The organism is Arthrobacter sp. BL-252-APC-1A (assembly GCF_009696625.1).
GTDB lineage: Bacteria > Actinomycetota > Actinomycetes > Actinomycetales > Micrococcaceae > Arthrobacter_B.
In genome coordinates this window covers 95,894-121,561 of sequence record NZ_VULS01000005.1, presented here as the reverse complement: position 1 = coordinate 121,561, position 25,668 = coordinate 95,894, and the positions used below count along the sequence as shown (strand labels likewise).

At 64.8% G+C, this 25,668-nt stretch carries 27 protein-coding genes and 1 tRNA gene; 17 read left to right on the top strand and 11 right to left on the bottom strand.

Going from position 1 to position 25,668, the window contains the following annotated elements:
- The 8 genes from FYJ28_RS09515 to dhaM all read left to right on the top strand — a co-directional run bounded on the left by FYJ28_RS09515 (position 1) and on the right by dhaM (position 6,838).
- Positions 1 to 192, top strand: a complete 192-nt coding sequence (locus tag FYJ28_RS09515) for a hypothetical protein (protein WP_055240532.1) — start codon at positions 1 to 3, stop codon at positions 190 to 192.
- Between the two features lie 109 nt (positions 193 to 301).
- Positions 302 to 628 carry a histone-like nucleoid-structuring protein Lsr2 gene (locus FYJ28_RS09510; RefSeq protein WP_055240533.1) on the top strand — a complete coding sequence of 109 codons (327 nt, stop codon included), beginning with the start codon at positions 302 to 304 and terminating at the stop codon, positions 626 to 628.
- A 94-nt stretch (positions 629 to 722) separates the two neighbouring features.
- Complete coding sequence (locus FYJ28_RS09505) at positions 723 to 3,236, top strand: ATP-dependent Clp protease ATP-binding subunit (protein ID WP_055240534.1); 2,514 nt, start codon at positions 723 to 725, stop codon at positions 3,234 to 3,236.
- Positions 3,237 to 3,372: 136 nt separating this feature from the next.
- Positions 3,373 to 3,903: an amino-acid N-acetyltransferase gene (locus tag FYJ28_RS09500; protein ID WP_055240535.1), complete on the top strand. Its 531-nt coding sequence runs from the start codon at positions 3,373 to 3,375 to the stop codon at positions 3,901 to 3,903.
- A gap of 150 nt (positions 3,904 to 4,053) precedes the next feature.
- Positions 4,054 to 4,230 (top strand): CsbD family protein, encoded by a 177-nt coding sequence (locus FYJ28_RS09495; protein WP_082413445.1) that lies wholly within the window; start codon positions 4,054 to 4,056, stop codon positions 4,228 to 4,230.
- 237 nt (positions 4,231 to 4,467) lie between these two features.
- Positions 4,468 to 5,469, top strand: a complete 1,002-nt coding sequence (gene dhaK, locus FYJ28_RS09490) for a dihydroxyacetone kinase subunit DhaK (protein ID WP_154579125.1) — start codon at positions 4,468 to 4,470, stop codon at positions 5,467 to 5,469.
- 2 nt (positions 5,470 to 5,471) lie between these two features.
- A complete protein-coding gene (gene dhaL, locus FYJ28_RS09485; protein ID WP_154579124.1) occupies positions 5,472 to 6,113 on the top strand; it encodes a dihydroxyacetone kinase subunit DhaL in 642 nt (213 codons plus the stop codon).
- On the top strand, positions 6,110 to 6,838 hold the full coding sequence (gene dhaM / locus FYJ28_RS09480; RefSeq protein WP_154579123.1) for a dihydroxyacetone kinase phosphoryl donor subunit DhaM: 729 nt from the start codon (positions 6,110 to 6,112) through the stop codon (positions 6,836 to 6,838). The genes dhaL and dhaM overlap by 4 nt, the downstream gene beginning before the upstream one ends.
- Positions 6,839 to 6,877: 39 nt before the next feature.
- Here dhaM and FYJ28_RS09475 read toward each other — a convergent pair whose 3' ends face one another.
- The gene (locus FYJ28_RS09475) at positions 6,878 to 7,807 is read right to left on the bottom strand and encodes an A/G-specific adenine glycosylase (RefSeq protein WP_154579122.1); all 930 of its coding nucleotides are present in this window, start codon (positions 7,805 to 7,807) and stop codon (positions 6,878 to 6,880) included.
- A 102-nt stretch (positions 7,808 to 7,909) separates the two neighbouring features.
- On the opposite strand from FYJ28_RS09475, the gene FYJ28_RS09470 reads away from it, so the two are divergent.
- Positions 7,910 to 8,608 (top strand): hypothetical protein, encoded by a 699-nt coding sequence (locus FYJ28_RS09470; RefSeq protein WP_154579121.1) that lies wholly within the window; start codon positions 7,910 to 7,912, stop codon positions 8,606 to 8,608.
- 12 nt (positions 8,609 to 8,620) lie between these two features.
- Here FYJ28_RS09470 and disA read toward each other — a convergent pair whose 3' ends face one another.
- The 3 genes from disA to FYJ28_RS09455 all read right to left on the bottom strand — a co-directional run bounded on the left by disA (position 8,621) and on the right by FYJ28_RS09455 (position 12,403).
- A complete protein-coding gene (disA, locus tag FYJ28_RS09465) occupies positions 8,621 to 9,697 on the bottom strand; it encodes a DNA integrity scanning diadenylate cyclase DisA (protein ID WP_055240539.1) in 1,077 nt (358 codons plus the stop codon).
- A gap of 153 nt (positions 9,698 to 9,850) precedes the next feature.
- Complete coding sequence (gene radA, locus FYJ28_RS09460; RefSeq protein WP_055240540.1) at positions 9,851 to 11,218, bottom strand: DNA repair protein RadA; 1,368 nt, start codon at positions 11,216 to 11,218, stop codon at positions 9,851 to 9,853.
- 54 nt (positions 11,219 to 11,272) lie between these two features.
- The gene (locus FYJ28_RS09455) at positions 11,273 to 12,403 is read right to left on the bottom strand and encodes an FUSC family protein (protein WP_154579120.1); all 1,131 of its coding nucleotides are present in this window, start codon (positions 12,401 to 12,403) and stop codon (positions 11,273 to 11,275) included.
- Between the two features lie 209 nt (positions 12,404 to 12,612).
- Between FYJ28_RS09455 and pstS the strand changes: the two genes are divergently transcribed.
- From pstS to pstB, 4 genes are all read left to right on the top strand, one after another.
- Positions 12,613 to 13,734, top strand: coding sequence for a phosphate ABC transporter substrate-binding protein PstS (pstS, locus tag FYJ28_RS09450; RefSeq protein ID WP_326831630.1), 1,122 nt, complete (start codon positions 12,613 to 12,615; stop codon positions 13,732 to 13,734).
- 167 nt (positions 13,735 to 13,901) lie between these two features.
- Positions 13,902 to 14,834, top strand: a complete 933-nt coding sequence (gene pstC, locus FYJ28_RS09445) for a phosphate ABC transporter permease subunit PstC (protein WP_055240542.1) — start codon at positions 13,902 to 13,904, stop codon at positions 14,832 to 14,834.
- Positions 14,834 to 15,934 carry a phosphate ABC transporter permease PstA gene (pstA, locus tag FYJ28_RS09440; RefSeq protein ID WP_154579117.1) on the top strand — a complete coding sequence of 367 codons (1,101 nt, stop codon included), beginning with the start codon at positions 14,834 to 14,836 and terminating at the stop codon, positions 15,932 to 15,934. The genes pstC and pstA overlap by 1 nt, the downstream gene beginning before the upstream one ends.
- A gap of 77 nt (positions 15,935 to 16,011) precedes the next feature.
- On the top strand, positions 16,012 to 16,791 hold the full coding sequence (pstB, locus tag FYJ28_RS09435) for a phosphate ABC transporter ATP-binding protein PstB (protein WP_055240544.1): 780 nt from the start codon (positions 16,012 to 16,014) through the stop codon (positions 16,789 to 16,791).
- A gap of 132 nt (positions 16,792 to 16,923) precedes the next feature.
- On the opposite strand, the gene FYJ28_RS09430 is transcribed toward pstB, so the two are convergent.
- The 3 genes from FYJ28_RS09430 to FYJ28_RS09420 all read right to left on the bottom strand — a co-directional run bounded on the left by FYJ28_RS09430 (position 16,924) and on the right by FYJ28_RS09420 (position 19,420).
- Complete coding sequence (locus FYJ28_RS09430; RefSeq protein WP_154579116.1) at positions 16,924 to 17,934, bottom strand: inorganic phosphate transporter; 1,011 nt, start codon at positions 17,932 to 17,934, stop codon at positions 16,924 to 16,926.
- A complete protein-coding gene (locus FYJ28_RS09425; RefSeq protein WP_055240546.1) occupies positions 17,935 to 18,552 on the bottom strand; it encodes a DUF47 domain-containing protein in 618 nt (205 codons plus the stop codon).
- 223 nt (positions 18,553 to 18,775) lie between these two features.
- The gene (locus FYJ28_RS09420; RefSeq protein ID WP_055240547.1) at positions 18,776 to 19,420 is read right to left on the bottom strand and encodes a hypothetical protein; all 645 of its coding nucleotides are present in this window, start codon (positions 19,418 to 19,420) and stop codon (positions 18,776 to 18,778) included.
- 170 nt (positions 19,421 to 19,590) lie between these two features.
- Here FYJ28_RS09420 and FYJ28_RS09415 point away from each other — a divergent pair.
- A tRNA-Lys gene (locus FYJ28_RS09415) sits at positions 19,591 to 19,663 on the top strand.
- An 85-nt stretch (positions 19,664 to 19,748) separates the two neighbouring features.
- Here the strand turns inward: FYJ28_RS09415 and FYJ28_RS09410 are convergent.
- Together FYJ28_RS09410 and FYJ28_RS09405 are read right to left on the bottom strand one after the other, a co-directional pair.
- Entirely contained in the window at positions 19,749 to 20,024 is a 276-nt protein-coding gene (locus FYJ28_RS09410; protein ID WP_082413447.1) for a CDGSH iron-sulfur domain-containing protein, read from the bottom strand.
- Positions 20,021 to 21,106 carry an iron-containing redox enzyme family protein gene (locus FYJ28_RS09405; protein WP_154579115.1) on the bottom strand — a complete coding sequence of 362 codons (1,086 nt, stop codon included), beginning with the start codon at positions 21,104 to 21,106 and terminating at the stop codon, positions 20,021 to 20,023. The genes FYJ28_RS09410 and FYJ28_RS09405 overlap by 4 nt, the downstream gene beginning before the upstream one ends.
- Positions 21,107 to 21,248: 142 nt before the next feature.
- Here FYJ28_RS09405 and FYJ28_RS09400 point away from each other — a divergent pair, with 142 nt between their 5' ends.
- The 3 genes from FYJ28_RS09400 to FYJ28_RS09390 all read left to right on the top strand — a co-directional run bounded on the left by FYJ28_RS09400 (position 21,249) and on the right by FYJ28_RS09390 (position 23,465).
- A complete protein-coding gene (locus tag FYJ28_RS09400; RefSeq protein WP_154579114.1) occupies positions 21,249 to 21,839 on the top strand; it encodes a hypothetical protein in 591 nt (196 codons plus the stop codon).
- Between the two features lie 202 nt (positions 21,840 to 22,041).
- A complete protein-coding gene (locus FYJ28_RS09395; RefSeq protein ID WP_321164365.1) occupies positions 22,042 to 22,728 on the top strand; it encodes a hypothetical protein in 687 nt (228 codons plus the stop codon).
- Positions 22,725 to 23,465, top strand: coding sequence for a hypothetical protein (locus FYJ28_RS09390; protein WP_055240551.1), 741 nt, complete (start codon positions 22,725 to 22,727; stop codon positions 23,463 to 23,465). The genes FYJ28_RS09395 and FYJ28_RS09390 overlap by 4 nt, the downstream gene beginning before the upstream one ends.
- Before the next feature lie 152 nt (positions 23,466 to 23,617).
- On the opposite strand, the gene FYJ28_RS09385 is transcribed toward FYJ28_RS09390, so the two are convergent.
- Together FYJ28_RS09385 and ptsP are read right to left on the bottom strand one after the other, a co-directional pair.
- Positions 23,618 to 23,896 carry an HPr family phosphocarrier protein gene (locus FYJ28_RS09385; RefSeq protein WP_055240552.1) on the bottom strand — a complete coding sequence of 93 codons (279 nt, stop codon included), beginning with the start codon at positions 23,894 to 23,896 and terminating at the stop codon, positions 23,618 to 23,620.
- Positions 23,897 to 23,942: 46 nt separating this feature from the next.
- Positions 23,943 to 25,637 carry a phosphoenolpyruvate--protein phosphotransferase gene (gene ptsP, locus FYJ28_RS09380; protein ID WP_154579113.1) on the bottom strand — a complete coding sequence of 565 codons (1,695 nt, stop codon included), beginning with the start codon at positions 25,635 to 25,637 and terminating at the stop codon, positions 23,943 to 23,945.
- Positions 25,638 to 25,668 lie beyond the last annotated feature (31 nt).

Genomic DNA, 25,668 nt, shown 5'->3' with positions numbered 1-25,668 from the left:
ATGGAATATGTTGAAGTTCTCCTGCCGTCCATATGTGTTGCTGCTCTCTTTTATTTTGTGATGAAGGCAGTACTGAACGCTGATCGTTCCGAGCGAAAAGCCCTCGCAGAGGCTGAACGCGAGGTCGATCAGAAAGAACACCAGCAGTCGGATCCTAAAACTGACGCTGCCGGTCCTGCAGATAAAGAATAACTATTGAATATGCCTCTCCTGCTTTGACGGGGCATTACCAATTGCGCCATACTCGTAGCAGTCTCGAAATTCGAAGCATTCCCTCGCTTGACTGCATAGGAGCCTCATCATGGCGCAAAAGGTAAAAATCATTCTGGTTGACGACCTCGACGGCGGAAGTGCCGATGAAACCGTCCGTTTTGGATTGGATGGGTCACAGTACGAGATTGACCTCTCCAATGACAATGCGAAGAACCTCCGTGCGGCGCTGAAGCAGTATGTTGATGCCGGCCGCAAAACCGGAGGACGCACCGGACGCCCGCGCGGCACCGGAGCCGCACGCAGCAATGAGGCAGCACAGATCCGTGAATGGGCCCGCAGCAACGGGTACACGGTCTCCGAGCGGGGCCGCGTAAACAGCGAGATCATCGAGGCATACCGCGCCGCTCAGGGCTAGTGGGCCCCTGGAGGTCACGCCCATGGCGAACACGCCCCTTAAGTCGGGGTAACCGCCGTAGCATCGAATTACGCGTTAGCTAGGAGTGTGCCTCATGTTTGAAAGATTTACCGACCGTGCCCGTCGCGTTGTCGTGCTTGCCCAAGAAGAGGCACGCATGCTCAACCACAACTACATCGGCACCGAGCACATCCTGCTTGGGCTCATTCATGAGGGAGAAGGCGTTGCCGCTAAGGCCCTTGAATCCCTGAGCATTTCCCTGGGTGCCGTCCGCGAACAGGTGCAGGAGATTATCGGCCAGGGCCAGCAGGCCCCGTCCGGCCACATCCCCTTCACCCCGCGGGCCAAGAAGGTCCTGGAGCTCTCGCTGCGTGAAGCGCTGCAGCTGGGCCACAACTACATTGGCACGGAACACATCCTGCTGGGCCTCATCCGTGAAGGTGAAGGCGTTGCAGCCCAGGTTCTCGTCAAGCTCGGCGCGGACCTGAACCGTGTTCGCCAGCAGGTCATCCAGCTGCTTTCCGGCTACCAGGGCAAGGAGCCAGTCTCCGCCGGCGGCCAGCAGCAGGAAGGCCAGCCGGCAGGTTCGGTTGTGCTGGACCAGTTCGGCCGCAACCTCACCCAGGCAGCGCGTGAAGGAAAGCTTGATCCGGTCATCGGGCGCGAGCACGAGATGGAACGGGTTATGCAGGTGCTTTCCCGCCGCACCAAGAACAATCCTGTCCTGATTGGTGAGCCGGGCGTCGGCAAGACTGCCGTCGTCGAAGGCCTTGCCCAGGCGATTGTCCGCGGCGATGTCCCTGAGACCATCAAGGACAAGCAGCTCTACACCCTGGACCTCGGTTCGCTCGTTGCCGGTTCCCGGTACCGCGGCGACTTTGAGGAACGCCTGAAGAAGGTCCTCAAGGAAATCCGCACCCGCGGCGACATCATCCTCTTCATTGACGAGATCCACACCCTTGTGGGCGCCGGTGCCGCCGAAGGCGCCATCGACGCAGCCTCGATCCTGAAGCCGATGCTGGCCCGCGGTGAACTGCAGACCATCGGTGCCACCACGCTGGACGAGTACCGCAAGCACATTGAGAAGGATGCAGCGCTTGAGCGCCGCTTCCAGCCGATCCAGGTCAACGAACCTTCTGTTGCCCACGCGATCGAAATCCTCAAGGGCCTGCGGGACCGCTACGAGGCGCACCACCGTGTGTCCATCACGGACGCTGCGCTGGCCTCGGCGGCAACCCTTGCCGAGCGCTACATCAGCGACCGGTTCCTGCCGGACAAGGCCATCGACCTGATCGATGAAGCCGGTGCCCGGCTGCGCATCCGCCGAATGACGGCTCCGCCGGAGCTCAAGGAAATCGACGAGCGCATCTCCGCCCTGAAGATGGAGAAGGAATCCGCGATCGACGCGCAGGACTTCGAAGGTGCTGCCTCACTGCGGGACAAGGAGCAGAAGCTCCAGGACCAGCGTGCAGAGAAGGAACGCCAGTGGAAGTCCGGCGGCCTGGATGACATCGCCGAGGTGGACGAAGAACTGATTGCCGAAGTCCTCGCCAACTCCACCGGCATCCCCGTTGTGAAGCTGAACGAGGAAGAGTCCACGCGGCTGCTCAAGATGGAAGATGAGCTGCACAAGCGGGTCATCGGCCAGGATGAAGCCATCAAGTCGATCTCGCAGGCCATGCGCCGTACGCGTGCCGGCCTGAAGGATCCCAAGCGTCCGGGCGGCTCGTTTATCTTCGCCGGTCCCACCGGTGTTGGTAAGACCGAGCTGGCCAAGGCGCTGGCAGAGTTCCTCTTCGGCGACGAAGAAGCCCTGATCACCCTGGACATGTCCGAGTACTCCGAGAAGCACACGGTCTCCCGGCTGTTCGGTGCCCCTCCCGGGTACGTCGGCTACGAAGAAGGCGGTCAGCTGACCGAAAAGGTCCGCCGTCGTCCGTTCTCCGTGGTTCTGTTCGACGAAGTTGAGAAGGCCCACGCGGACCTCTTCAACTCGCTGCTGCAGATCCTGGAAGACGGCCGCCTGACCGACTCCCAGGGCCGCGTGGTGGACTTCAAGAACACCATCATCATCATGACGACCAACCTTGGTACCAAGGACATCTCCAAGGGCGTCATGACCGGTTTCCAGTCCGGCACGGACACCAAGACCGGCTACGACCGGATGCGTGCCCGGGTCACGGAAGAGCTTCGCCAGCACTTCCGCCCCGAGTTCCTCAACCGCGTCGATGACACCGTGGTGTTCCCGCAGCTGACCCAGGAAGAGATCGTCCAGATCGTGGATCTGTTCCTCGAGCGCCTGGGCAAGCGCCTTGCGGAGAAGGGTATGAGCATCGAGCTCACCCCGGCCGCCAAGGTACTGCTGGCAACCCGCGGCTACGATCCTGCCATGGGTGCCCGGCCTCTGCGCCGGACCATGCAGCGCGAGATCGAGGACCAGCTCTCCGAGAAGATCCTCTTTGGGGATCTCAAGCCCGGAGAACTGGTGTCGGTTGATGTGGAAGGCGAAGGCGACGACGCTAAGTTCACCTTCGTGGGACACGGTGCCCCGCGCGCTATCGAAGAAGCCCCTTCGGCCATCGAGGCCGGCGTGGGCGACGGGCAGTAGCAAGACCAATACCGCCGTCCAGGCGGTGAAGCGAAGGAGCCCCCGGGAAACCGGGGGCTCCTTCGCTGTCCGGGCCATGTTTCACCCGGAGTCCGCTTCGCAGCAGCGGGCAGTCTCAAAGTTCTAGACTGAACCAATGACTCCAACTGCACAAAAGGCACCATTCACCATCCGCCGGGCCCGCACCTCGGACGTCCGGCAGATACGGGAACTGGTGGCGCCGCTGGCTGACGAGCGTGTTTTGGTGGCCAAGGAGACCGTCGCCTACTACGAAGGCCTGCAGGAGTTCCGGATCGCCGAGGATGAAGCCGGCAGGGTTATTGGCTGCGGCGCACTGCATGTGATGTGGGAAGATCTCGCCGAGGTGCGCACCCTGGCCGTGCACCCCGCCTGGCTCGGCCGCGGCGTAGGCCACGTCCTACTGGAAACGCTGCTTACCGACGCGCTGGAAATAGGTGTGTCCAGGGTGTTCTGCCTGACCTTCGAAGTCGATTTCTTTAAGCGCCACGGATTTACCGTGATGGAAAGCCAAAGCGCCGTAGATCCCGAGGTTTACTCCGAACTCCTGCGCTCCAACGATGAAGGCGTTGCCGAATTCCTGGACCTCGCACGGGTGAAGCCGAATACCCTCGGCAATACCCGCATGATCCGGGATGTTCGCGCATAGGGGAACTATCCGGTCCCGCTGGAGAAGTTTGCGCGGGAACGGTACAGTAAGGGTACTTAGCATCAAGAAATGCCAGACGGGTAACACCGGCAACACTGCAGCTAACGCAATTGCCAGCCCCGGCGGCCAATCAGAAAGCGGGTACCTAATATGGGCGCAGACGACAAGATGCAGAACAAGGGCGAAGAACTCGGCGGCAAGGTCAAGGAAGGCCTCGGTAAGGCCACCGGCGACCACAGCATGGAAGCCGACGGCCAGTCCGATCAGGCAAAGGCCAATGTGAAGCAGGCCGGCGAGCACGTCAAGGATGCTTTCAAGGGCAAGTAAGCCCCAGAATCAAATTAAATGTCCGGAGGAAACTCCGTACGCTCCCGGTCGCTGTTGTCACTACCGGCCGGGGAACACTGAAGGAAGGGCCACCGTGCCCTTCCTTCAGTGCGTTCAGCAACGTTCTACGCCTGTGCAGCCCTCCGCCTGCGGGGTAGGGTTGGCTCTCTCAGGAGAGCGGGCAACGGGGCCCGTTCCAGCGCAGTGGAGCCTTTCCGGGCGAAGGAGTGAACAGGGATGAAAAAGCTCATAAATGATCCGCGCGCCGTGGTGGCCGAATCGCTGGAAGGTTTCGGCATGGCCCACCATGACCTGGTAGAGGTCCACGCGGATCCTGCCTACGTGACTCGCAGGGATGCACCGGTATCCGGCAAGGTTTCCCTGGTTTCCGGCGGCGGCAGCGGCCACGAGCCGCTGCACTCCGGCTACGTGGGCCGCGGGATGCTCGACGCCGCCGTGCCCGGCGCCGTTTTCACGTCCCCCACCCCGGACCAGATCCTGCCGGCCATTACTTCAACGGATTCAGGTGCCGGCGTCCTGATGATCGTCAAGAACTACACCGGCGACATCCTGAACTTCGAGACCGCCGCAGAGCTGGCCCAGGCAGAGGGAATCGAAGTCAGGTCGGTTGTGGTCAACGACGACGTCGCCGTCGAGGATTCGCTCTACACTGCCGGCAGGCGCGGCGTGGGCGGCACCGTGCTGGTTGAACGCATCGCCGGCGCTGCGGCTGAACGCGGGGACTCCCTGCAGTCGGTTACCGACCTCGCGGAGCGCGTCAACGCGGGTGTGCGCTCGATGGGCGTTGCCCTGAGCGCGTGCACAGTTCCGCACGCGGGAGAACCCAGCTTCGACCTGGGCGAGGATGAGATTGAGCTCGGTGTTGGGATCCACGGCGAACCAGGCCGGCGGAAAATGCCCATGGCCACGGCGGACGTCATCACCGATCAGCTGCTGGAACCCGTCCTGTCCGACCTCGGCACCGGCTCCGGAGAGCGCGTGCTGCTGTTCGTCAACGGGATGGGCGGAACGCCGCTGAGCGAGCTCTACATCGTCTACCGGCACGCCGCGAAGGTTCTGGCGGACCGCGGGATCCACGTGGAACGTTCACTGGTGGGGAACTACATCACGGCACTCGAAATGCAGGGTGCCTCCATTACGGTGCTGAAACTCGACGACGACATGATCGATCTGTGGGACTCCCCGGTGCACACCGCGGCCCTGCGGTGGGGAGTGTAGCGATGGAACTCAACGCGCAGTGGGCCGAAGCCTGGATGCGGGCTGCCGCAGCGTCCCTGAATGAAAACCGGCAGCGGCTGATTGACCTTGACCGGGCCATTGGCGACGCCGACCACGGGGAGAACATGGACCGGGGCTTCACTTCAATCGTGGAGAAACTGGATGCTGACGGCACGCCTGCCACGCCGGCGGACGTGTTCAAGCTTGCCGCCATGACCCTCATGTCCCGCGTGGGTGGTGCTGCCGGGCCGCTCTACGGTACGGCTTTCCTGCGGGGGTCCACCGCCGTGGCCGGAAAGGACGTGCTGGACGCAGGGGACGTCGTCGCTTTCCTGAGAGCTGCCCGGGACGGAATCGTCAGCCGGGGAAAGGCCGAGCCCGGGGACAAGACCATGGTGGATGCCTTCACTCCCGCCGTGGAAGCGGCAGAAACGGCAGCCTCCGCTGAAGCCAGCGGGGCCGAAACCCTGGCCGCGGCTGCCAACGGGGCAGAGGGCGGCCTGGCCGGCACGGAACCGCTTATCGCACGCAAGGGACGGGCCAGTTACCTGGCTGAACGCAGCGCCGGCCACTTGGACCCCGGAGCGGCCTCCACTGCGCTGATCCTCGCGGCTGCTGCACGTGCGGCGGGGGAGCAGGCATGAGGGTTGGGCTGGTAATCGTCTCCCACAGCGACAAGGTGGCCGAAGGGCTGACTGAGCTCGCCGGGCAGATGGCACCCGACGTTGCGATTATCGCTGCGGGAGGCACGGACGACGGGGGGATTGGCACCAGCCTTGAGAAAATCCAGTCCGGAATCGCCCAGGCTCAGGGCGGCGCCGGGGTAGCGATCCTGGCTGACCTCGGTTCTGCCGTGATGACTGCGGAGATGGCCCTGGAGTTCCTGGATCCGGACCAGAGCGAGAGCGTCAGGCTGGCGGATGCACCGCTGGTGGAGGGCGCCGTGGCCGCCGCAGTCGCAGCACAGACGGGGCAGGATCTGGCGGCCGTCGTCCGCGACGCAGAGGCCGTCGCCGCGACGATGGGTTCAAAGGGTGCAGAACCCGCGTCCGGTCCTGAAACCACTGCCGAACCGGCCGACACCCTGGACGATATCGACCAGGACGACGACGGCGTCCACGAGGCGTCCTGGCAGCTGATCAATCCCATGGGCCTTCATGCCCGGCCGGCGGCTGCCGTTGCACAGGCGATGGCTGACCTGGACGCCGACATCACGATCAACGGGGTGGACGGCAAATCGGTGATGATGCTGATGACTCTTGGGCTGAAGGCAGGCGACACCCTGACCGTTTCCGCCCACGGACCCGACGCTGCCCGGGCCGTGGAGATGCTGGGACTTGAAGTCCGGAACGGGTTCGGCGAAATCTAGGCTGGACTCCGTGCGCCGCGGAACACTGGACCGGTGCCGTTAGACGGGAAGCTGGACTCCGGACCCGGTGGTCTCAGCCAAACCGTCGCGCAGCAGGCCGTCCAGTGCGCGTTCAAGCTGTTCGGCCGGGGCTGCCAGGGCGTGCAGCGCGGCCAGCGGCGCCAGCGCGGCGTCGGCCTCCGGAGCCACCAGGTCCACCGGGCCCGTGAGCAGCAGTTCGCGCAGCACCGGCCCCTCTGCCTGGCGCAGCACGGCCATCATGGCTCCACGGACCTGCCGGTCGGTGCCGTGCCAGGCCTGCCCCTTCGGGACATAGTGCGGTTCCGGCCGCCCGGCCCGGACCCAGGCGCAGTCAGCCAGCACGGGACAGTCGCTGCAGCGTGGGCTGCGGGCGGTGCAGACCAGTGCGCCGAGTTCCATGACTCCGGCATTCCAGACAACAGATTCAGCGTCGTCCCGGGGCAGCAGTGAGACGGCGAGTTTCTTCTCGGCGGCGGTAAGCGACTGGGACGGCAGTGCATTGCCGGTTACCAGCCGGGCATGGACCCTGCGGATATTGGTGTCCACAACCGTTTCGCGGCGGCCGTAGGCGAAGGAGGCAACGGCAGCGGCCGTGTAGTCTCCCACTCCGGGAAGGCCCAGAAGCGAGTCGTAGGTGTCCGGGACCTTCCCGCCGTGGCGGGCTGTTATTTCCGCCGCTGCTGCGTGCAGCCGGAGGGCGCGGCGGGGATAACCGAGCCGGCCCCAGGCGCGCACGGCCTCCCCGCCCGGCTCGGCAGCAAGGTCCGCCGGCCCCGGCCAGCGTTCCATCCACTGGTGCCAGACGGGCAGGACGCGCACCACCGGGGTCTGCTGGAGCATGATTTCGCTGACCAGGATTCCCCACGGCGAGCAGTCCGGTTTGCGCCACGGGAGATCCCTGGCCTCATCGGAGAACCAGTCAGCGATGCGCCTGTGCAGCTTACGCATTTGTTCCGGTTCCAACGCCACTCCCTCGGTCTTGACCAGCAATACTCTACTGACCGGCGTGGTGTGCGCCGTAATCCGGGCCCGGGTTCATAGCCTTAAGCCATGGCGGCAAAAGGAGTCCAGGGCAAGCGGGGGCAAAAGACCAGCGGTGCCTCCGGGACCAGGCCTGCAACCGGTCCGGCGCGCCCAAGCAGGGCTGTCTACCGTCGGCGCCGGCTCGTCGTGACACTCCTGGCGCTGCTGGTTGTGGCCGGCCTGGTGTGGGCCGGGATAGTAGTGGTCGCCGCTCTTGCGGGTGACAAGGATGCAACGGCGTCCGAACCCTTTGAGACCGCACCGACTTCTGCCGCGCAGCCGCCCGCTTCCAAGGCAGCGCAGGAAGCTGAAGCAGAGCCGTCTCCGAAGGCTGAAGACGGCATGTGTCCTCCGGCTGCGGTGACGGTTGCCGCCTCAACGGATGCAGAGGCCTATCCGGCCGGCGCCAATCCGAACCTGACACTGACAGTGACCAATACCGGTGCGGAACCGTGCCGGATCAACGTGGGCACCACGCAGATGGAATTCGTGGTCACGTCCGGTTCAGACCGGATCTTCTCTTCCGCAGACTGCCAGGACGGGGCCCAAGACCTGGTCAAGGAGTTCGAGCCCGGTGCCGAGGAACGGGCCAACTTCACCTGGGAACGGCTGCGGTCGGCTCCGGGGTGCACCGCCGTGTCCAGCAACCCGAATCCCGGCTGGTATGTCTTCACGGCACGGCTGGGGGAAACCACCAGCGAAAAAGCCGTGTTCCAGCTGGATTAGCTGCTGCGGCCGCTACATAAAGCGGTCGAGCAGGCTTGTCTCAGCAATCCGGGAGAGGCCTTCACGCACAGTCCGAGCCCGCTGTTCACCGATACCGTCCACCTGCATCAGGTCTTCGATGTTGGCGGCCATCAGGTTCTGCAGGCCGCCAAAGTGGTCCACCAGACGGTTGGAGACCGCCGGCGGAACGCTCTTGATGTTGCTCAGCAGGCGGTAACCGCGGGGCTGGACCACGGCTTCAAGGGAGTCCTGGCCCGGCTGGAAGCCCACCACGGCGGCGATCTTCCCCAAGTCCACCATGTCCGAGGAACTCAATCCCTGCAGGGTTGCGACCTGTTCTTCGATGTTGCCCTGGGTCTCGCCAATGTCGGCGTAATCCCGGATGATCATTTCGCTGCCCGGGCCGAGCCCTGTGGTCAGTTCCTCCAGCTGGAGGGAAAGCAGCCGCCCGTCGACTCCAAGCTCAAGGACGTACTGCGAGATTTCCTCGGAGATCCTGCGCACCATTTCCTGCCGCTGGAGAGTGACTGCCACGTCGCGGACGGTTACCATGGCTTCGATTTCCAGGGCGGAGAGTGAGTTCGTGACCTGGTCCAGGCGGGTGCGGTAGCGCTCCAGGGTTGCCAGTGCCTGGTTGGCGCGGGCCAGTACCGGCTCGGACCCTTCCAGGACGTGCCGCAGTCCGCCAACGTACAGCTGGATGATCTGCATCGACTGGCTGACGGAGATCACCGGGAAGCCGGTCTGGATGGCAACACGCTCTGCGGTGCGGTGGCGTGTTCCGGACTCATGGGTCTCGATCGTGTGGTCGGGGACCAGCTGCACGGCCGCCCGCAGGATGTTGGTGCCGTCCTTGTCACAGACGATTGCACCGTCCATTTTCGCCAGTTCGCGAAGCCGGGTGGAGGAGAACTCAATCCCGATGTCGAAACCGCCGGAGCAGATCGAGTCCACTGTGCGGTCAAAGCCGAGGACAATCAGGGCGCCGGTGCGGCCGCGGAGGATCCGCTCCAGGCCGTCGCGAAGAGCAGTTCCGGGCGCAACCCTCGCAAGGGTCGCCTTCAGCGCGTCCTCGGGACTGCGAGGCATGGTCACTTCCTTCCGGCCACTGGCGGCCCACGGGACGTTCTGGGCGTGGGTATGCGCAGATACTTCCCCATAGTAGTGGGAGGAACCGGCTCATCCGCCACTTTGGTCCCCGGAGTATGACAGGCGCGCTTATCAAACGGCCTGCGGCGCGCCCTAGAAGAGGAGTTCGAGAGCCTCGGAGAGAGTTGAGACTTCCCGGACCTTGAAACCAGCCGGCACCTGGCCGGGACCGTTGGGTGATGCGGGCACCACCGCATGGCTGAATCCCAGCCGCTCGGCCTCCTGGACCCGCCGGGCTATGCCGGGGATGGGACGGACCTCCCCGGCCAGTCCAACCTCGCCGAACGCAATGAGCCGTGCAGGCAGGGGCTTGTTCATCTTCGCCGAGGCGACGGCCAGGGCCACGGCAAGGTCGGTGGCCGGTTCGGTCAGCTTCACCCCGCCCACGGTGGCCACATAACTGTCGTCCTTGGCGAGGTTCATCGAAGCCCGCTGCTGCAGCACCGCGAGCAGCATGGCCACCCGGGCGGAGTCCAGGCCGCTGGTGGCCCGCCGCGCCTGCGCATTGCCGGTCTCCGCGAGCAGCGCCTGTACCTCCGCTACGAGCGGGCGCCTGCCTTCCAGGGTCACCGTGATGCAGGTGCCGGAGACGGGCTCCTTGGTACGGGAGACGAACAGCCCGCTCGGATCGGCGAGGCCTTCGATGCCGTCCTCGGTGAGATCGAAGCAGCCGACTTCGTCCGTGGGCCCGTAACGGTTCTTGACCGCACGGACCAGCCGCAGGCGGGAGTGCCGGTCGCCGTCGAACTGGCACACCACGTCTACCAGGTGCTCAAGCAGGCGCGGGCCTGCAATGGAGCCGTCCTTGGTGACGTGCCCGACCAGCAGCGTGGTCATGTTCCGGGTCTTGGCTGCATTGATGAGCGAGGCCGCCACCTCGCGGACCTGGCTGACTCCGCCGGCGCTGCCGTCCACTGCGGCGCTGCTCAGCGTCTGCACCGAGTCCACGATCAGCAGCGCAGGCTTGACCTGCTCAACCTGCCCCAGTGCCTGGCCAAGGTCGGTTTCGGCACTGAGGTACAGGCTGTCCGACACTGCACCGATCCGTTCGGCGCGCAGCTTTACCTGGGCCGTTGATTCCTCACCCGTAACGTAAAGGACGTCCCGGCCCTGCCCGGCCACGCGTGCAGCGACGTCGAGCAGCAGGGTGGACTTGCCAACTCCGGGCTCGCCGGCCAGCAGGATCACTGCGCCGGGCACCAGTCCGCCGCCCAGTACCCGGTCCAGTTCGCCCACTCCGGTGGGCTGGTAAGCGGCAGTGGTGGCGTCAACATCGGCAATCAGCTGCGCCGGACGGGCGACGACGGCTGCGGGAGTGGTGCGCGCAAGGACCTCGCCCGCTTCCTCGACGGTGCCCCAGGCCTGGCATTCACCGCAGCGGCCTACCCACTTAACAGCGGTCCAGCCGCACTCCGTGCAGCGGTAATTGGCGGTTTTCGCCCGGGAAGTCTTTGTTGCCATGCCAACAGGCTATCTGCCGGCACTGACACCGCGTTGCAGCGTCCCGGCGGCTGATTAGACCTCGGAAAGATAGCTGACGGCCTCTTCGTGGGAGAGTCCGGTGGCCTCGAGGAGGTCCACCACCAAGGGGCGGAACAGCATTACCAGGGCATCGCCGTACAGGTCGTGTACGTCCAGGGAAGCCGGGTGCAGCCGGGCACCCACGGCGGCCAGTTCGCTTCGCGCCTGGCGGAGATGGCGCTCGCGCGTCGGCTGGGATTCACCGCCGCCCAGCGCCCGGGCCAGGATGTCCACGGCGTCGGCGGTGTCATTGATGACCTCTGAAACCTTGTCTACGGCCGTGTCCGAGAGCGACGCATGGTTAATTACGGAAGTGGTCCGCCGCGCGAAGACCCGGCTGCTGCGGATGGCCAGGTCCAGGTAACCCACAGATCCGCGAAGGTCCCCGAGTTCAGCCAGATGCCTGCGGTAGGCGGGGGAGATGCGGGCTATTTCACGGGCATCGCGGATGCTGCGTGCCAGCAGGTCCAGCTGCGGCTGGGTGCTTCGGGCCCGGACCAGGGCGTGCCAGGCCAGGGTCGAGTCGCTGCGTACAAGGGCGTCGGCAACCTGGCGCAGCACGGCGGAGAGTTCACTGAGCAGCTCACGGATATTCGACTTGGGTTCGCGCCGCGGATCCCTGGGCGCGAGCATCGTGACGATCAGCGCGAAGACACCACCCACAATTGCGTCCATGCTGCGCGTGAAAACTCCGCCTTCCGGTGCGGGCAGCAGGACCACCAGCAGGGACTGCAGTCCCAGCTGGGTCGTGAAAATAACGCCCCGGTCCAGGAACCGCGCCAGCATCAGGGAAGAGAAGAGCACGACGGCGGCCTGCCACAGCCCGTTGCCGAGCACCTGGAGGAGCAGTTCACCAATGGTGATGCCCAGGGTGCAGCCGATTCCGACCTCCAGCACCCGGCGGGTACGGGGTTCGCGGGAGAACCCCAGCGAGATCAGGGCTGCCGTCGCTGCGAAGAGCGGGCCTTCATGGCCCAGCACGTACTCCGCGAACGCATAGGCACCCACGGCACAAATGGTCATCTGAAGTGCGGGGTAGATCGACGCGCCGCTTCGCTTGACGCCAATCCGGAACCGGTTGCGCAGGAACCTGTTCCAGGAGCTGAGACGGTCACGGGCAGGCATGGGAACAGTCTAGGGGGACCGCGCTCCGACAGCAGACGCAGCAGCATCTGTGACATGCGGAGGGATTATTCCCGTGCTGCTTGGTCCCAGTTCACTTTTTGTTCACCTTGGCAGGCCAGTCTTCATATCGGAGCGGATGACAACCCTCCAGCGACAAGTCTCCCGGCGTTGACGCGCCGGACATACCACCCTTGAAAGGGACCACGATTGTGAAGGTATTCCGCATTGGCCGCACAGCGGCCGTCCTGTCCGTGGCAGCACTGGCATTGGCTGCCTGCGGCAGTGACAACGCGACGAACGCAGCCGCCGGCACCGATTCTTCCGCTTCCGCCTCGGCCCTGACCGGCACGCTGTCCGGTGCAGGTGCCAGCTCGCAGGCCTCGGCGATGGACGCCTGGATCGCAGGTTTCAACGAGTCGAACCCAAATGCCTCCATCCAGTACTCACCGGACGGATCCGGGGCCGGCCGGGAGGCCCTCCTGGCCGGCGGTGTGCAGTTCGCCGGATCCGACGCCGTCCTGAAGGACGAAGAGGTGCAGGCCTCGCTGGAGACCTGCGGCCCCGACGGTGCCCTGCACGTCCCGGCCTACATCTCCCCGATTGCGATCGCATTCAACCTGGACGGCATTGAGGAACTGAACCTCGACGCAGACACCATCGCCGGCATCTTCCGCGGTGAGATCACCACCTGGAACGATCCGGCAATCGCCGGCCAGAACGAAGGCACCGAGCTGCCGGGCACCGCTATCACCGTGGTCCACCGCTCCGATGAATCCGGTACCACCGAGAACTTCACCGAATACCTGGCCGCCGCGGCACCGGACGTATGGACCACGGAAGCCAGCGGTGAATGGCCGGCGGAGCTCGACGGGCAGGAGAATGCGCAGGGAACCTCCGGCGTCGTTTCTGCTGCCAGCGCCACCAGCGGGGCCATCACCTACGCCGATGCATCCGCCGTCGGGTCCATGGGCACCGTGGCCGTGAAGGTGGGCGGGGAATACGTTCCCTACAGCGCCGACGCCGCCTCCAAGGCTGTGGAGGCCTCCACGCCGGTCACCGGCGAAGGCCGCCCTGAGCTGGACATGGCCATGGAACTGGCCCGGGACACCACTGAATCCGGCGCCTACCCTGTGGTGTTGGTCTCCTACCATCTCTACTGCACCACTTATGAGGACCAGGACACCGTCGACCTCATCAAGGCCTTCGGATCCTACGTCGTCAGTGCGGAAGGCCAGGCGGCAGCAGGCGAAGCCGCAGGTAACGCCCCGATGTCCGCCGCGCTGCAGGACCAGGGAGCCAAGGCCATCGAATCAATCAAGGCCGCTTCCTAGCCGCAAAGGAATGGTCCAGGCCCCCGTACAGCGCCCCAAAGCGCAGTGCGGGGGCATTTGCCGGGCCGGCGGCCAGCTTGAATCTGGCCCGCCGACAGTGAAAACTGACGAGTGCGGTGTCTTGTCCACATCAATCAAGTTGCCAACAAAGTTCGAAGGGTTGTGCAGTGTCAAGCAAGTCAATACAGGGCACCGGCGGTGCCGGGCGCGCGGGGGACAAAGTCTTCTCCGGCATCACGCTGCTGGCGGGCTGTCTGATCCTGACAGTCCTGTTTGCGGTAGCCGCCTTCCTGCTCTGGCAGGCACTTCCCACTTTCTCCGCCCCGTCTGAGGACATCTCCGGCGGTTCGGGGTTCCTGGCGTACATCTTCCCGCTGGTGATCGGCACCGTGATCGCCGCGGCCATCGCGCTGCTGATCGCCACTCCGGTGGGCCTTGGCGTCGCGCTGTTCATTTCCCACTACGCTCCCCGCCGCCTTTCCCAGGCCCTGGGCTACGTTGTGGACCTCCTGGCCGCCATCCCCTCGGTGGTCTACGGCGCGTGGGGTATGACCGTGCTGGCGCCGGCACTGGTGGGGCCGTACAACTGGCTCGCTGAAAACGCCGGCTGGTTCCCCCTATTCACCGGACCGGCCAGCCAGACCGGCAAGACAATGCTCACCGCGGGAATCGTCCTGTCCGTCATGGTGCTTCCGATCATCACCTCCCTGAGCCGCGAAATCTTCCTGCAGACTCCGAAGCTGCATGAGGAAGCCGCCCTGGCCATGGGCGCCACCCGCTGGGAAATGATCCGCATGGCCGTCCTCCCCTTCGCCAGACCGGGCATCATCAGCGCCATCATGCTTGGCCTGGGCCGCGCCCTGGGTGAAACCATGGCAGTGGCGCTGGTGCTTTCCTCCGGCGGCCTGATCGCCAGCCTGATCCGGCCCGGCAACCAGACAATCGCCGCGGAAATCGCGCTGAACTTCCCCGAGGCCTATGGCCTGCGCCTCTCTGAGCTGATCGCTGCCGGCCTGGTCCTGTTCGTGATCACCCTGATCGTGAACGTCATTGCCCGCTGGATCATCAGCCGCCACAAAGAATTCTCGGGAGCCAACTGATGATTGAAACCGCACTGACCCGCTCCTCGTCGCTGACCAAGAACCAGCTGCCCGGCTGGGCACTGTGGGCCATCCTGGCCGCCTCGATCGTCCTGGGTGCAGCCCTTTCGGCGCTGCTGGGGTTCAGCATCGCCACGTTCGCCATCTTTGCCGCCGTCCTCTTCGTAGCCGGCAGCACCCTCGCCACCCGCATCGTTGAAGGCAGCCGGCGCGCAACGGACCGCTTCGCCACCAACCTGATCTACGGTGCCTTCATCCTGGCGCTGGTACCGCTGGTCTCAGTGATTTTCACGGTCCTGGTCCGCGGCATTCCCGGACTCAGCGGAGACTTCCTGTTCACCTCCATGGGCGGCATGACCGGAACCGTGGACAACAACACTGTTGAAAACGGGACCCCGGTCCTCGGCGGTGCCTACCACGCGATCATGGGCACACTGCTGATCACCCTCTGGGCAACCATCATCTCCGTGCCCATCGGACTGCTCACCGCTGTCTACCTGGTTGAGTACAGCAAGGGCGGGCCGCTGGCCCGGGCCATCACCTTCTTCGTGGACGTTATGACCGGCATCCCCTCGATCGTGGCCGGACTCTTCGCCGCAGCGTTCTTCGGTTTGATCTTCGGACCGGGCACACGCACCGGCTTCGTTGCCGCCGTCGCGCTTTCTGTCCTGATGATCCCCGTGGTGGTGCGTTCCACGGAGGAAATGCTGAAGATCGTTCCCAACGAACTGCGGGAAGCGTCCTATGCCCTGGGCGTTCGGAAGTGGCGGACCATCCTGAAGGTTGTTGTTCCCACGGCCATCTCCGGCATCGCCTCCGGCGTTACGCTTGCCATTGCCCGCGTGATCGGCGAAACCGCTCCGCTGCTGGTGACTGCCGGGTTCGTGAACACGATCAACCTGAACGTGTTTGCCGGCTGGATGGCCAGCCTCCCCACGTTCATCTACCGTCAGCTGATGAGCCCCACTTCTCCGACCAACACCGATCCGAGTACCCAGCGCGCCTGGGCCGCGGCACTGCTGCTGATCCTCATGGTCATGCTGCTGAACCTCGGCGCCCGGCTGGTTGCCCGAATCTTCGCGCCCAAGACCGGCCGCTGATCCCAAAGCCCCGGCCGCTGCGGCGGCACCGGAGAACCTATACGGGTGCTCCGGAGGAAAAGAACAGAAGGAACTAAATGTCCAAGCGAATCGACGTCAAGGACCTCAACGTCTACTACGGCGACTTCCTGGCGGTAGAAGACGTCAGCATCAAGATCGATGCGCGTTCCGTTACCGCGTTCATTGGCCCCTCGGGCTGCGGCAAGTCAACCTTCCTGCGCACGCTGAACCGCATGCATGAAGTGCTGCCCGGAGCCCGGGTAGAGGGCGAAGTCCTGCTGGACGGCGAGAACCTCTACGGCGCCGGCGTGGACCCCGTGACCGTGCGCAGCCACATCGGTATGGTCTTCCAGCGGCCCAATCCCTTCCCCACCATGTCCATCCGGGACAACGTTCTGGCCGGCGTGAAGCTGAACAACAAGCGGATCTCCCGCTCCGACGCAGACGATCTGGTGGAGAAGTCCCTCACCGGCGCCAACCTGTGGCGCGAGGTCAAGGACCGGCTGGACAAGCCCGGCTCCGGTCTCTCCGGCGGCCAGCAGCAGCGCCTCTGCATCGCCCGCGCGATTGCGGTCTCACCTGAGGTGATTCTCATGGACGAGCCGTGTTCCGCCCTGGACCCGATCTCCACCCTGGCTATTGAGGACCTGATCGAGGAGCTGAAGAGCGACTACACGGTCGTGATCGTCACCCACAACATGCAGCAGGCAGCACGCGTCTCGGACAAGACGGCGTTCTTCAACATCGCCGGCACCGGCAAGCCCGGCAAGCTGATCGAGTACGACGACACCACCGTCATCTTCAACAACCCGTCGGTGAAGGCCACTGAGGACTACGTCTCCGGCCGCTTCGGGTAAACCCGCCCCGCACCTCACCCATCGACATCGCAGAAACTGCCCGTTACAGCCCCGTATCGGGCAGTTTCTGCTATCTCGGTGGGTGTTTATGGGGTCCGGGGGTGCAGAGGGCGGAGACGGGCGCTGAGGGCCTCAGAGAAGCGGACTGAGCGCGAGATAGAAGATGCCGCCCAGCAGGGCAGCGGCGGGAGCGGTTACCAGCCAGGTCACCAGGATTTCCCGGAGGGGAATGAACCGTACCGCGGCAAACCTGCGGTTCGCCCCTGCGCCGACGATTGCGCTGGTCATGGTCTGGGTGCTGGAGAGCGGGATGTGCAGCCACAGTCCGCCCAGGAAGAGCATCCCGGTGGCCACTGCCTGGGCGCTCATGCCGCGCAGCGGGTCGATCCGCACCAGCCGGTAGCCCAGGGTATGGGTGATGCGCCAGCCGCCGAACAGTGCGCCGAGGGCGAGGGCAGCCCCGGCGAAGGCCTGCACACCCCAGGGGATCTCTGCGCCGGTGGAATACCCGGCTGCCACGAGCCCCAGCACCAGCACGGCCATTGTCCGCTGGCCGTCCTGCATGCCGTGGCCCAGGGAAAACGCAGCGGAGAGCACTGACTGTGCAATGCGGTTGCCGGCATCACCCCGGCGCAGCGAGCTGTAACGCATCAGCCACATCACCGGGTACACCAGCAGATAGGCGAGGACGAAGGCAATCAGCGGCGAGAGCAGCAGGGGCAGCGCGATCTGCTCCCACAGAAGCTGGATCGATTCGCTGATGCTTGGCCCGCCCACCAGTGTGGAGGCGGCTCCTGAGCCCACTATGCCGCCTATCAGGGCGTGGGTGGAGGAAGAGGGCATCCTGCGCCACCAGGTCCACAGGCCCCACGCACAGGCTGCTGCAAGCCCTGCTATCAGGATGCCGAGCCCGTTGCTGCCGGCAGGCAGTTTGACGAAGAGGTCGGCCAGGACCAGCGCCAGCGCCGTACTTATCAGTGCACCCAGGAGATTGAAGACGCTGGCAAGCACGACGGCGACTCCCGGCGTGAGTGCACGGGTGCGGATCGCGGCCGCAACGGAGTTGGAGACATCGTGGAAACCGTTGATAAAGGCGTATGCGCCGGCGAAGACGAACACTGCCACCAGCAGTACGGTGGTCAACTACGATTCCCGGACCAGGATGTTGCCCACGTAGGTGCCCAGCCTGCGGAACTCCTTGGAGGCCGCTGCGAGCTGGTCTGCCAGATCCCGGTGCCGGATGTAGACCAGGGCCTTATGGTCGTGGATGAGCTCAGCCAGCCACATGCGGTGCGTGCGCTCCACGCGTTTGCTCAGGCGGAGCATCTCGATCCAGTAGTCCTCCAGATCGTCCATGGAGGCCAGGGTGCGCATGGCTGCGACGGAGAGCTCGGCCTGCCGGCCCAGCACTTCGAGCTGCTCGGCGGCCCGGCCGGAGACGTTGGTCAGCCGGTAGAGCGAAATGATTTCAGCGGCGCTGTCCAGCCGTTCCATCAGGGCGAGCAGGATCAGTGAGATGTCGTACAGGTCCTCGCGCGGCAGGGGGTTAATGAAACTGGTGCGCATTTGCGTCATGAGCGCAAAATGCAGGTCCGTCGTTTCGGCCTCAAACGCGTGCAGTTCTTCTGCGAGCCGGGCGAATTCCGAAGGATCGGCGCCGAGTGCTTCGGAGAGCGTTGCTGTGCCTCGGACCGCCTGCGCAGCCATTCGGGAAAGAAGGTCAAGGCCGGCGTTTTCCTGGGGAAACAGCCGGAGCTTCACAGGACTGACCTGTTGGGCTGGAGGGTCATCACACCGGTAAGAATATCCGATGCGGAAAAGAGTAACGGTGCCGGACCGGGAGCGCCTCTCGGCGGAAGGCCGCTCGAAGCGGCTCTAAGTTGAAGCCCGGGGGTTCCGCGGTCCGACACCACTTTCAGTTTTCTACTCCCCGTCCCTGATGTCAACCGGGCTGTCCACAGGCTGGCACGGGGACCCAACGTGGTCAGTCGAGCTCTCCGCGCCGCCAGGATTCGGCCGAATGTTCAAGGTCTTCGGCAGTAAGGATCAGCTGGCGGGCCCTGCGGGTGAGCTCCGTGGCGCGCTCGGCGCTGGCCGATTCCGTTGAGTCCGCGTGATGGGTTTCACCCAGCGCAACTACCCGGCAGAAAGCGGCGAAACGCTCCAGGGCGACGTCGAAGTCTCCTTCAAAGGCGCCGGAAAGGATGGTGTCCGCCATGGCCCGCACTTCGTCAGCGCCAAGCGGCTCGGCGACGCCTGCCACGACTTTCGAGACCTGCGCGGCTTCCTTGCCGGCGGCATAGTAGGCAGCCACTTTTTCGGGGTTTTGCTGGACCGCTGCCCGCAGGGCATAAAGCCGCCACAGGGCGCCGGGCAGGGACCGGGCCGGACTGGTGGCCCAGATTTCCGCGACGGCCTCCAGGCCCTGCCGGTCCGCCAGCTCGACCAGGCGGCGTGTGACCTCGGGGTCGTCGCTTTCCCTGCCGTGGTGCACCAGGGCCTGCGCGGCCAGGTGGGCGGCCTCGGACACCCGGGCCGGATCAGCGCCGCCGGGGTGGTTGGCGAAGTCCATGGGTGCGTACAGCTTGGGCTTGTGGTGACGGGGAACCGATGCATTCGACTCAGTCATGTTTTGAGAATACTCCCGCCGGTGTTGTGAATCGAGGTGGCTTCCGGCTGGCGGAAACAGCGCACGCCAAAGCGGCGGACAGCCGTGCCCAAGGGGTTTCCACGATTCCCAACGCGTGCGATAAAGTGGGAAAGTCGAAGTGGCGGGTGTGTTCCTGCCGCGACGATGGGGGGCCTTTAGCTCAGTTGGTAGAGCATCGGACTTTTAATCCGTGGGTCGTGGGTTCGAGCCCCACAGGGCCCACCCTCATGCCGTACGGCAGCAAAACACCCCGGTTCCTTTTGGAGCCGGGGTGTTTTGCGTCCGGGGTCTTTGGCAGTCCGCCGGGCTAGTTTTCAGATGCGCCCCTGAGCAGTTTGTGGGTGCCGTCGCACCAGGGCTTGATCCGGGAGCCTGAGCAGCGGCACAGCGCTACAGTTTCGCGGTTCTTTGGGATGGCAGCGCCGTCAGCGTCCTGAACCTCAAATTCTCCGCGCACAAGAAGCGGACCGCCGGGACATTCGGTCACCGAAAAGTCTGCCGCCGCCTCAGTGCCCGCGGCCGGAACCACGGTGACTCCCGAGCGGCCCACGGACACACTGTCCTGGCCCTTTTGGGCGCTCATGCCGGAACCCCCGAAGCAGCGGCATCGGCAGCCAGCGTCTGCATGTCAATGCTGGTGGGAGAAGCCTCCCGGAGGGCTGACCGACCTTCCTTCCAGGCAGCGAGCTGTTCTTCGCCCAGCATCGCGTCCAGTGTCAGGACGGTCGAGGCGCCGAAGAGGATGTCCTCCAGCAGCTCCGGTTCGGACTCTGCGAGGCCGCCTGCGAGGTCCCTCGCCGCAATCTGCTCGTGCACGGCGTCTGCCTCCACATGCTCATCGAAGTAGAAGGTGACATCGGGCCCGTAGCCGGCGCGCTTGAAGCCGCGGGCGTAGAAGGAGTTGGGGATTGAAGAGGTCATTTCGAACGCTGCGAGATGTCCGGCGATGCATCCCCGCAGCCGCCGGTTCATGCCGAACAGGGACATGGCGTTGGATGAGGCGAGCACCAGTGCCGGAGCCTGGTCCAGGTAGTAGCCGTAGCGCGTGTCCAGGTCCAGGCCAGCCATGGTGCGGGCGAAGAGGTGCGAATGCATCCGCTCCGGACGTCCGCCGCCGTACTCATCCGCCTGGATTTCCACGAGGGCGGCCTTGGCCCGTCCCACTGGCAGGCGGGGAATGGCCCAGCTGTGGGGGTCGGCTTCCCGCAGCTGGTAGATCGAGCGGAGCACCAGGAACTCCCGCAGCTGGTCAGTCGTGGCGTGCCGGGCTATGAACCGCGAAACGCTGGGACCGTGGTCTTCGGCAGCAAGCCTGAACAGGGTGCTGGCCACTGCTTCAGCCTCCGGAGCAGGAGCCCGCGGTACCGGTACGGTCCGGCGGAGGGCGGCCTCAAATGCAGCCTCGATGTCCCTTCGAACGCGGATCAGTTCCGGCTGCCATTCCATGTCCGGGTCAATGCCGTCTAGTCCGCTGTAGTGCAGTTCATAGAGGCAGAAAAGGGTCAGCTGCAGGTCATCGGAGCGCAGTACATCAGGGTCCGCGGCCAATGCCCGGGCCGCGGTTTCGTCCAGCTGTCCGTACATTGCAGCCGTGGCCTGTGGGCCGGCATGCAGCACGTTCAGTAGCGAGGCGGAGAGCTCCCCGCGCGGAGCAGGTACCAACATGTCATTCCTTAGCTGTGAGGCGTCATGCGATGCTTGAGTCTTCCGGAGAAACTGCGGAAAACGCTGAATGTCAGCATACTTGGTAATCGCTGTGCCACGTTTGCGCTTCGCTGTGCGCGTGCGCCGGAAGGGGGTTGACGATATGCCAGGCATGGATGGGAGCCTCTTCGCTGCCCTCCCGGCCCTGCTGCTTGCCGCTGCTGCGGTTGGACTGACTGCGCCGGCCCTGGATTCTGCACTTCGCCGGGAGGACGGTGAGCGGCTTTTCTGGGTTGGGCTGACCGGAGGGCTGGCGGCCGTTGCGGCAATAGCCTGGGCGGGCCTGGCAGCAACGGGTGCTGCGGCCGTGACAGGGATCCTGGTGCTGGGCGGTGCCGCGGGCTCGTGGTACTGGCTGGCTCGGCGTCAGCGGGCCAGGAAGCTGGCCAGGGCCCGGAAGCTCAGGAACCGCCGCCTGGATTCCCTGCGCAAGAGGAGGGAAGCGGTCCTGCTGGAGTGGAGCTCCTACGAACTCGATCCGTGGAAGGGTGCTGAGTACCCCGGTCTGGCTGATGTTCGGGAGAAGGAAACCAGCCTGCTGGCGCGTGCTTCACGTGAGGCGCAGGCGGCGCAGGAAGCGGCTTCGGATGATGCTGCGGATGAAGATGCGGTGAACCGCTACGGATCCGCTGTTCAGGAGCTGGAGTCGGCCTGGGAGCAGGCGCTTGAAGCTGCACGCAGGCGGGCCGGCTAAGGCCGCCCCGTGCGCAGTGCTGTCCCGTGCGCAGTGCCGGTCCGTTAATTGGAGCTGGCTCCCGCCTCTGCATATGGGGGGAACGCAGAGGGGGGAGCCAGTGCTAGAAGTATACTGATCCGGTCGCTGGGAATCCAATCAAGCAGTATCGGGGGGTCTAATGGGAGTTTCCGCAAAGGCCTTCCAAGCTTGGCGGACCCTTATGGCACCCGAAGAATCCACGGCGGATCTCTGCCGCAGAACGGGGATCAAGCGCTCAACCCTGGCCCAGCAGCTGGTGCGGGGCAAGGTATCCGTCTCCACCGTGGTGAGCGCAGCAAGGGCCTACGGCCAGGATCCAGTCGTCACGCTGTCCTCGTTTGAGGGATACCAGGACCTCGCCGCCGGCAGGCGGGATCCGACGCCGGAAGAACTGATCAGCCAGGTGCCCTACCGGGACATCCTGAGGTATCTGCTGAGCCGGACCGATGCTGATGAAGATCATCCCGCGGCCCCCAGGGTTGCCGAATACGCGGAATCGATAGCGGTGCGCCCCTGGTTCGAGGCCGTTGATCCAGGCGATCTTCGCCAGCAGCTCTCCGCCGCAACTGGGATCGCCCCGCAGAATATTTCGGCACAGCTCACAGCCGGACGCCTTGCGCCCAGGCTCGCCATTCAGGCTGCACGCATCGCAGGGGTATCCCTGACCAGCGGACTCGTCGTCACCGGCGTACTTCAGCCGAATGAAGGGGGATGGCCGCCCAGGGGCCGGGAAGCTGCACTGGCTGAGCTTTCCGACGCCGAGCTTGTGGCCCTGGCCAGGGATCGGCTTGATGCCCTTGGCAAAGTCCTGCGCAAGCGGGAACAGGACGAAAAATACAACCACGCACTCTTGGAGAATTTGGGATGACCGCAGGATTCGTTGTCCAGGTGCTGGCATTCGCGGTTAGCGCGCTTTTTGCGCTGATCCGGCTGCCGGACGCCATCCGCGGACGGAACCGGAGCATGTTTGCCTGCCTGGTGCTGATGGCAGTTTCCACCGGCCTGAGCCTGTCCGTGTTCTATGAGTTCATCGACTCACTGCTTGGCGGCGTTAATGTGGCCAACCTGGTGCTTCGGATCTCCCTCTATGCGGTGTTCACCATTCTCGGGTTCAAGGGCGCGGCCGCGTTTGGTGCGCCCCGCGCGCGCAGCGCCGTAGCCGGCCCGGTTGGCCTGGCTGTCCTCGGAGCCACGGTCCTGCTCACGATCTACTTCTTTGCCGTCAGCGAGCTGCCCTATACCTCGACGGGCCTTTATGCCTTCGATGACCAGGAGTCAGTGCACATCTATGCGCATCTGGGCCGGCTCTATCCGGCGTATGTGGCAGCGTGCATCAGCCTGCCGGCGCTTGCGGCGTCGTGGAACCGCCGGTACCGGCCAGCCCACCGGACCGGTTCCGGACTGTTTGGTGCGGGGCTGGCAGTGGTGGTCGTCTTCGCGGTATTGACCCTTTTCGGCAAGCTTGGCGCGTTTATGCTGATCCTGCCGTTCTCCGCCGTGATCCTGGTGGTGCTGGGACTGACGGTGATGTGGATATCGCACCGTCTCAGCACCCGGCGGCCCAAGGCGAACCTGCTGCGCGAGCGTTACGGAAATGTGAGCTGAATTTCACCTTCTTCGTTCACAAATTCATGACGCTGTGCCAGACTAATGAATGTGTAACGTCCGCTGCCTGTGGGGGGTCAGCGTGAAGTTGCCAGCGAAGCCAGCGGCCATCGGCCGCTGGCTTCGCTCCTTTAACCCCGTCTGCTACGGGGCTAGGTTGCGTCCAGATCCGTTTCCAGGATCTTGACCAGTGCGTCCAGCGCATCGTCTGCTCCCTCTCCGTCCGCTCGCAGGACCACAACGTCCCCGTGGGAAGCGCCCAGACTCATGAGCGAGAGCATGCTGGAGGCGTCCATTGCCTCTTCGGCAGGTTCGCCCTGCATGGCGATGGTGACTTCCACAGGCTGGGCGGCAGCGGCTTCGGCAAAAAGTGAAGCGGGGCGGGCGTGCAGCCCCACGCTGCTGGCTATGGTGGCTTCGCGTTCTGGCATCGGGGTCTTCCTTCCGGTTGGTCCTGCTGGCTTGTTGGGAGTCCTGTTAGAGGCCGAGTTGCTCAAGGACGGGCAGCCTGCTCCGGACCTGTGTCCGCGCTTCCGCCGCAGTCCTGGCGACCAGGGCAATCCCGGCCAGTTCCTGAGCCTCGGCCAGGGTTACCGAGGCCAGCACGGCTCCAACGGTGGCAAGCGCCCGGGGAGTCATGGACAGTGTGTTCACGCCGATTCCGGTAAGCACGACGGCGAGTGCGGGGTCGGCGGCAGCCTCACCGCAGACTCCGACGCTGCGCGGAACGCTGTCCGCTGCTCCGGCCAGGGCACCGCCCTTCACGGTTAGGGCGATCAGCTGCAGTACTGCGGGCTGCCAGGGGTCATTCAGGGAGGCAAGCGTGCCAAGCTGGCGGTCAGCGGCCATGGTGTACTGCGTGAGGTCGTTGGTTCCCAGGGAGGCGAACTTCACCTTGGACAGCACGGTCTCTGCCTTGATGGCAGCCGCGGGCACTTCGATCATCACACCTGGTGTCGCCAGCCCGGCGGCGGCGCACATGACGGCGAAATCGGAGGCTTCGTCGGCGGTGGCGATCATGGGTGCCATGACCCAGACATCGCTCTCATGCGAACCGGCAGCCAGCGCGATTGCTTCAAGCTGGCGGGCGAGCACTCCGGGGGATGAACGGTCCGTCCGAAACCCGCGCACACCGAGCGCCGGGTTGGGCTCAGTCGTGTCGGTAAGGAACGGCAGCGGCTTGTCCGCCCCGGCGTCGAGCGTCCGAACCACCACCTTCCGTCCGGGGAAGGCCTCGAAGACCGCACCGTAGGCGGCGACCTGCTCCTCCTGGCTGGGCTCCGAGTCCCGGCCCAAAAAGCAGAACTCGGTGCGCAGCAGTCCCACGCCCTCCGCGCCGGCAGCAGCTGCCGCCGCCGCGTCCCTGCCCGAACCCACGTTGGCGAGCAGCGGCACCCGGTGTCCGTCCGACGTCGTACCGGTCCCGTTGAAAGCCGGAAGTGACGCGCGGGACGCGTACTTCTGGGCAGCTTCGCGCTCGGCTACTCCCGGGTTTACCACCACCGTGCCGGTGGCGCCGTCCAGGTAGATTTCCGCGCCGTCAACAATTGAGTCGGCGCTCCCTGCGCCCACTACGGCGGGCAGTCCGAGGGAACGGGCCAGAATGGCGGTGTGGGACTGCGGGCCGCCGCCGCTGGTGACCAGTCCCACGACCAGGGAAGGATCCAGCGTGGCGGTGTCCGCGGGGGCAAGTTCTTCCGCGGTAAGGATGAAGGGAACGTCCGACGCCGGGATCCCCGGTGGGGGCAGCCCGTCCAGCTGCGCGACGATGCGGGCCCGGACGTCCAGGACATCCTGGGTCCGTTCAGCCATATATCCGCCAAGGCCCTGCAGCATCGCAGCCACCTCGAGCCCGGCTTCCCAGATGGCGCGGTCCGCGGCCATGCCCTGGTTGATGTGTTTCCCGGCCGCCTTGAGCAGCATCGGGTCGGTAGCCATCATTGCCGTGGCGTCCAGGACCGCCTTGGCATCGCCGGAGGCGACTGAGGAGCGCCGCTTCAGGTCCTCACGGACCGCCTCCGCAGCATCCTTGAGCCGTGCCTTCTCCTCGTCAACCGAGCTCTCCGGCGCGTATTTGGATTCGGCGTCGGGTTCCGGCACGGGCGGCGGCATCCGCAGTGAAGGCCCCAGGACCCGGCCGGGACTGACTCCGATTCCTTTAATGGTGCGCATCAGTGAACCTTCCTGTAAATCAAAACCGGAA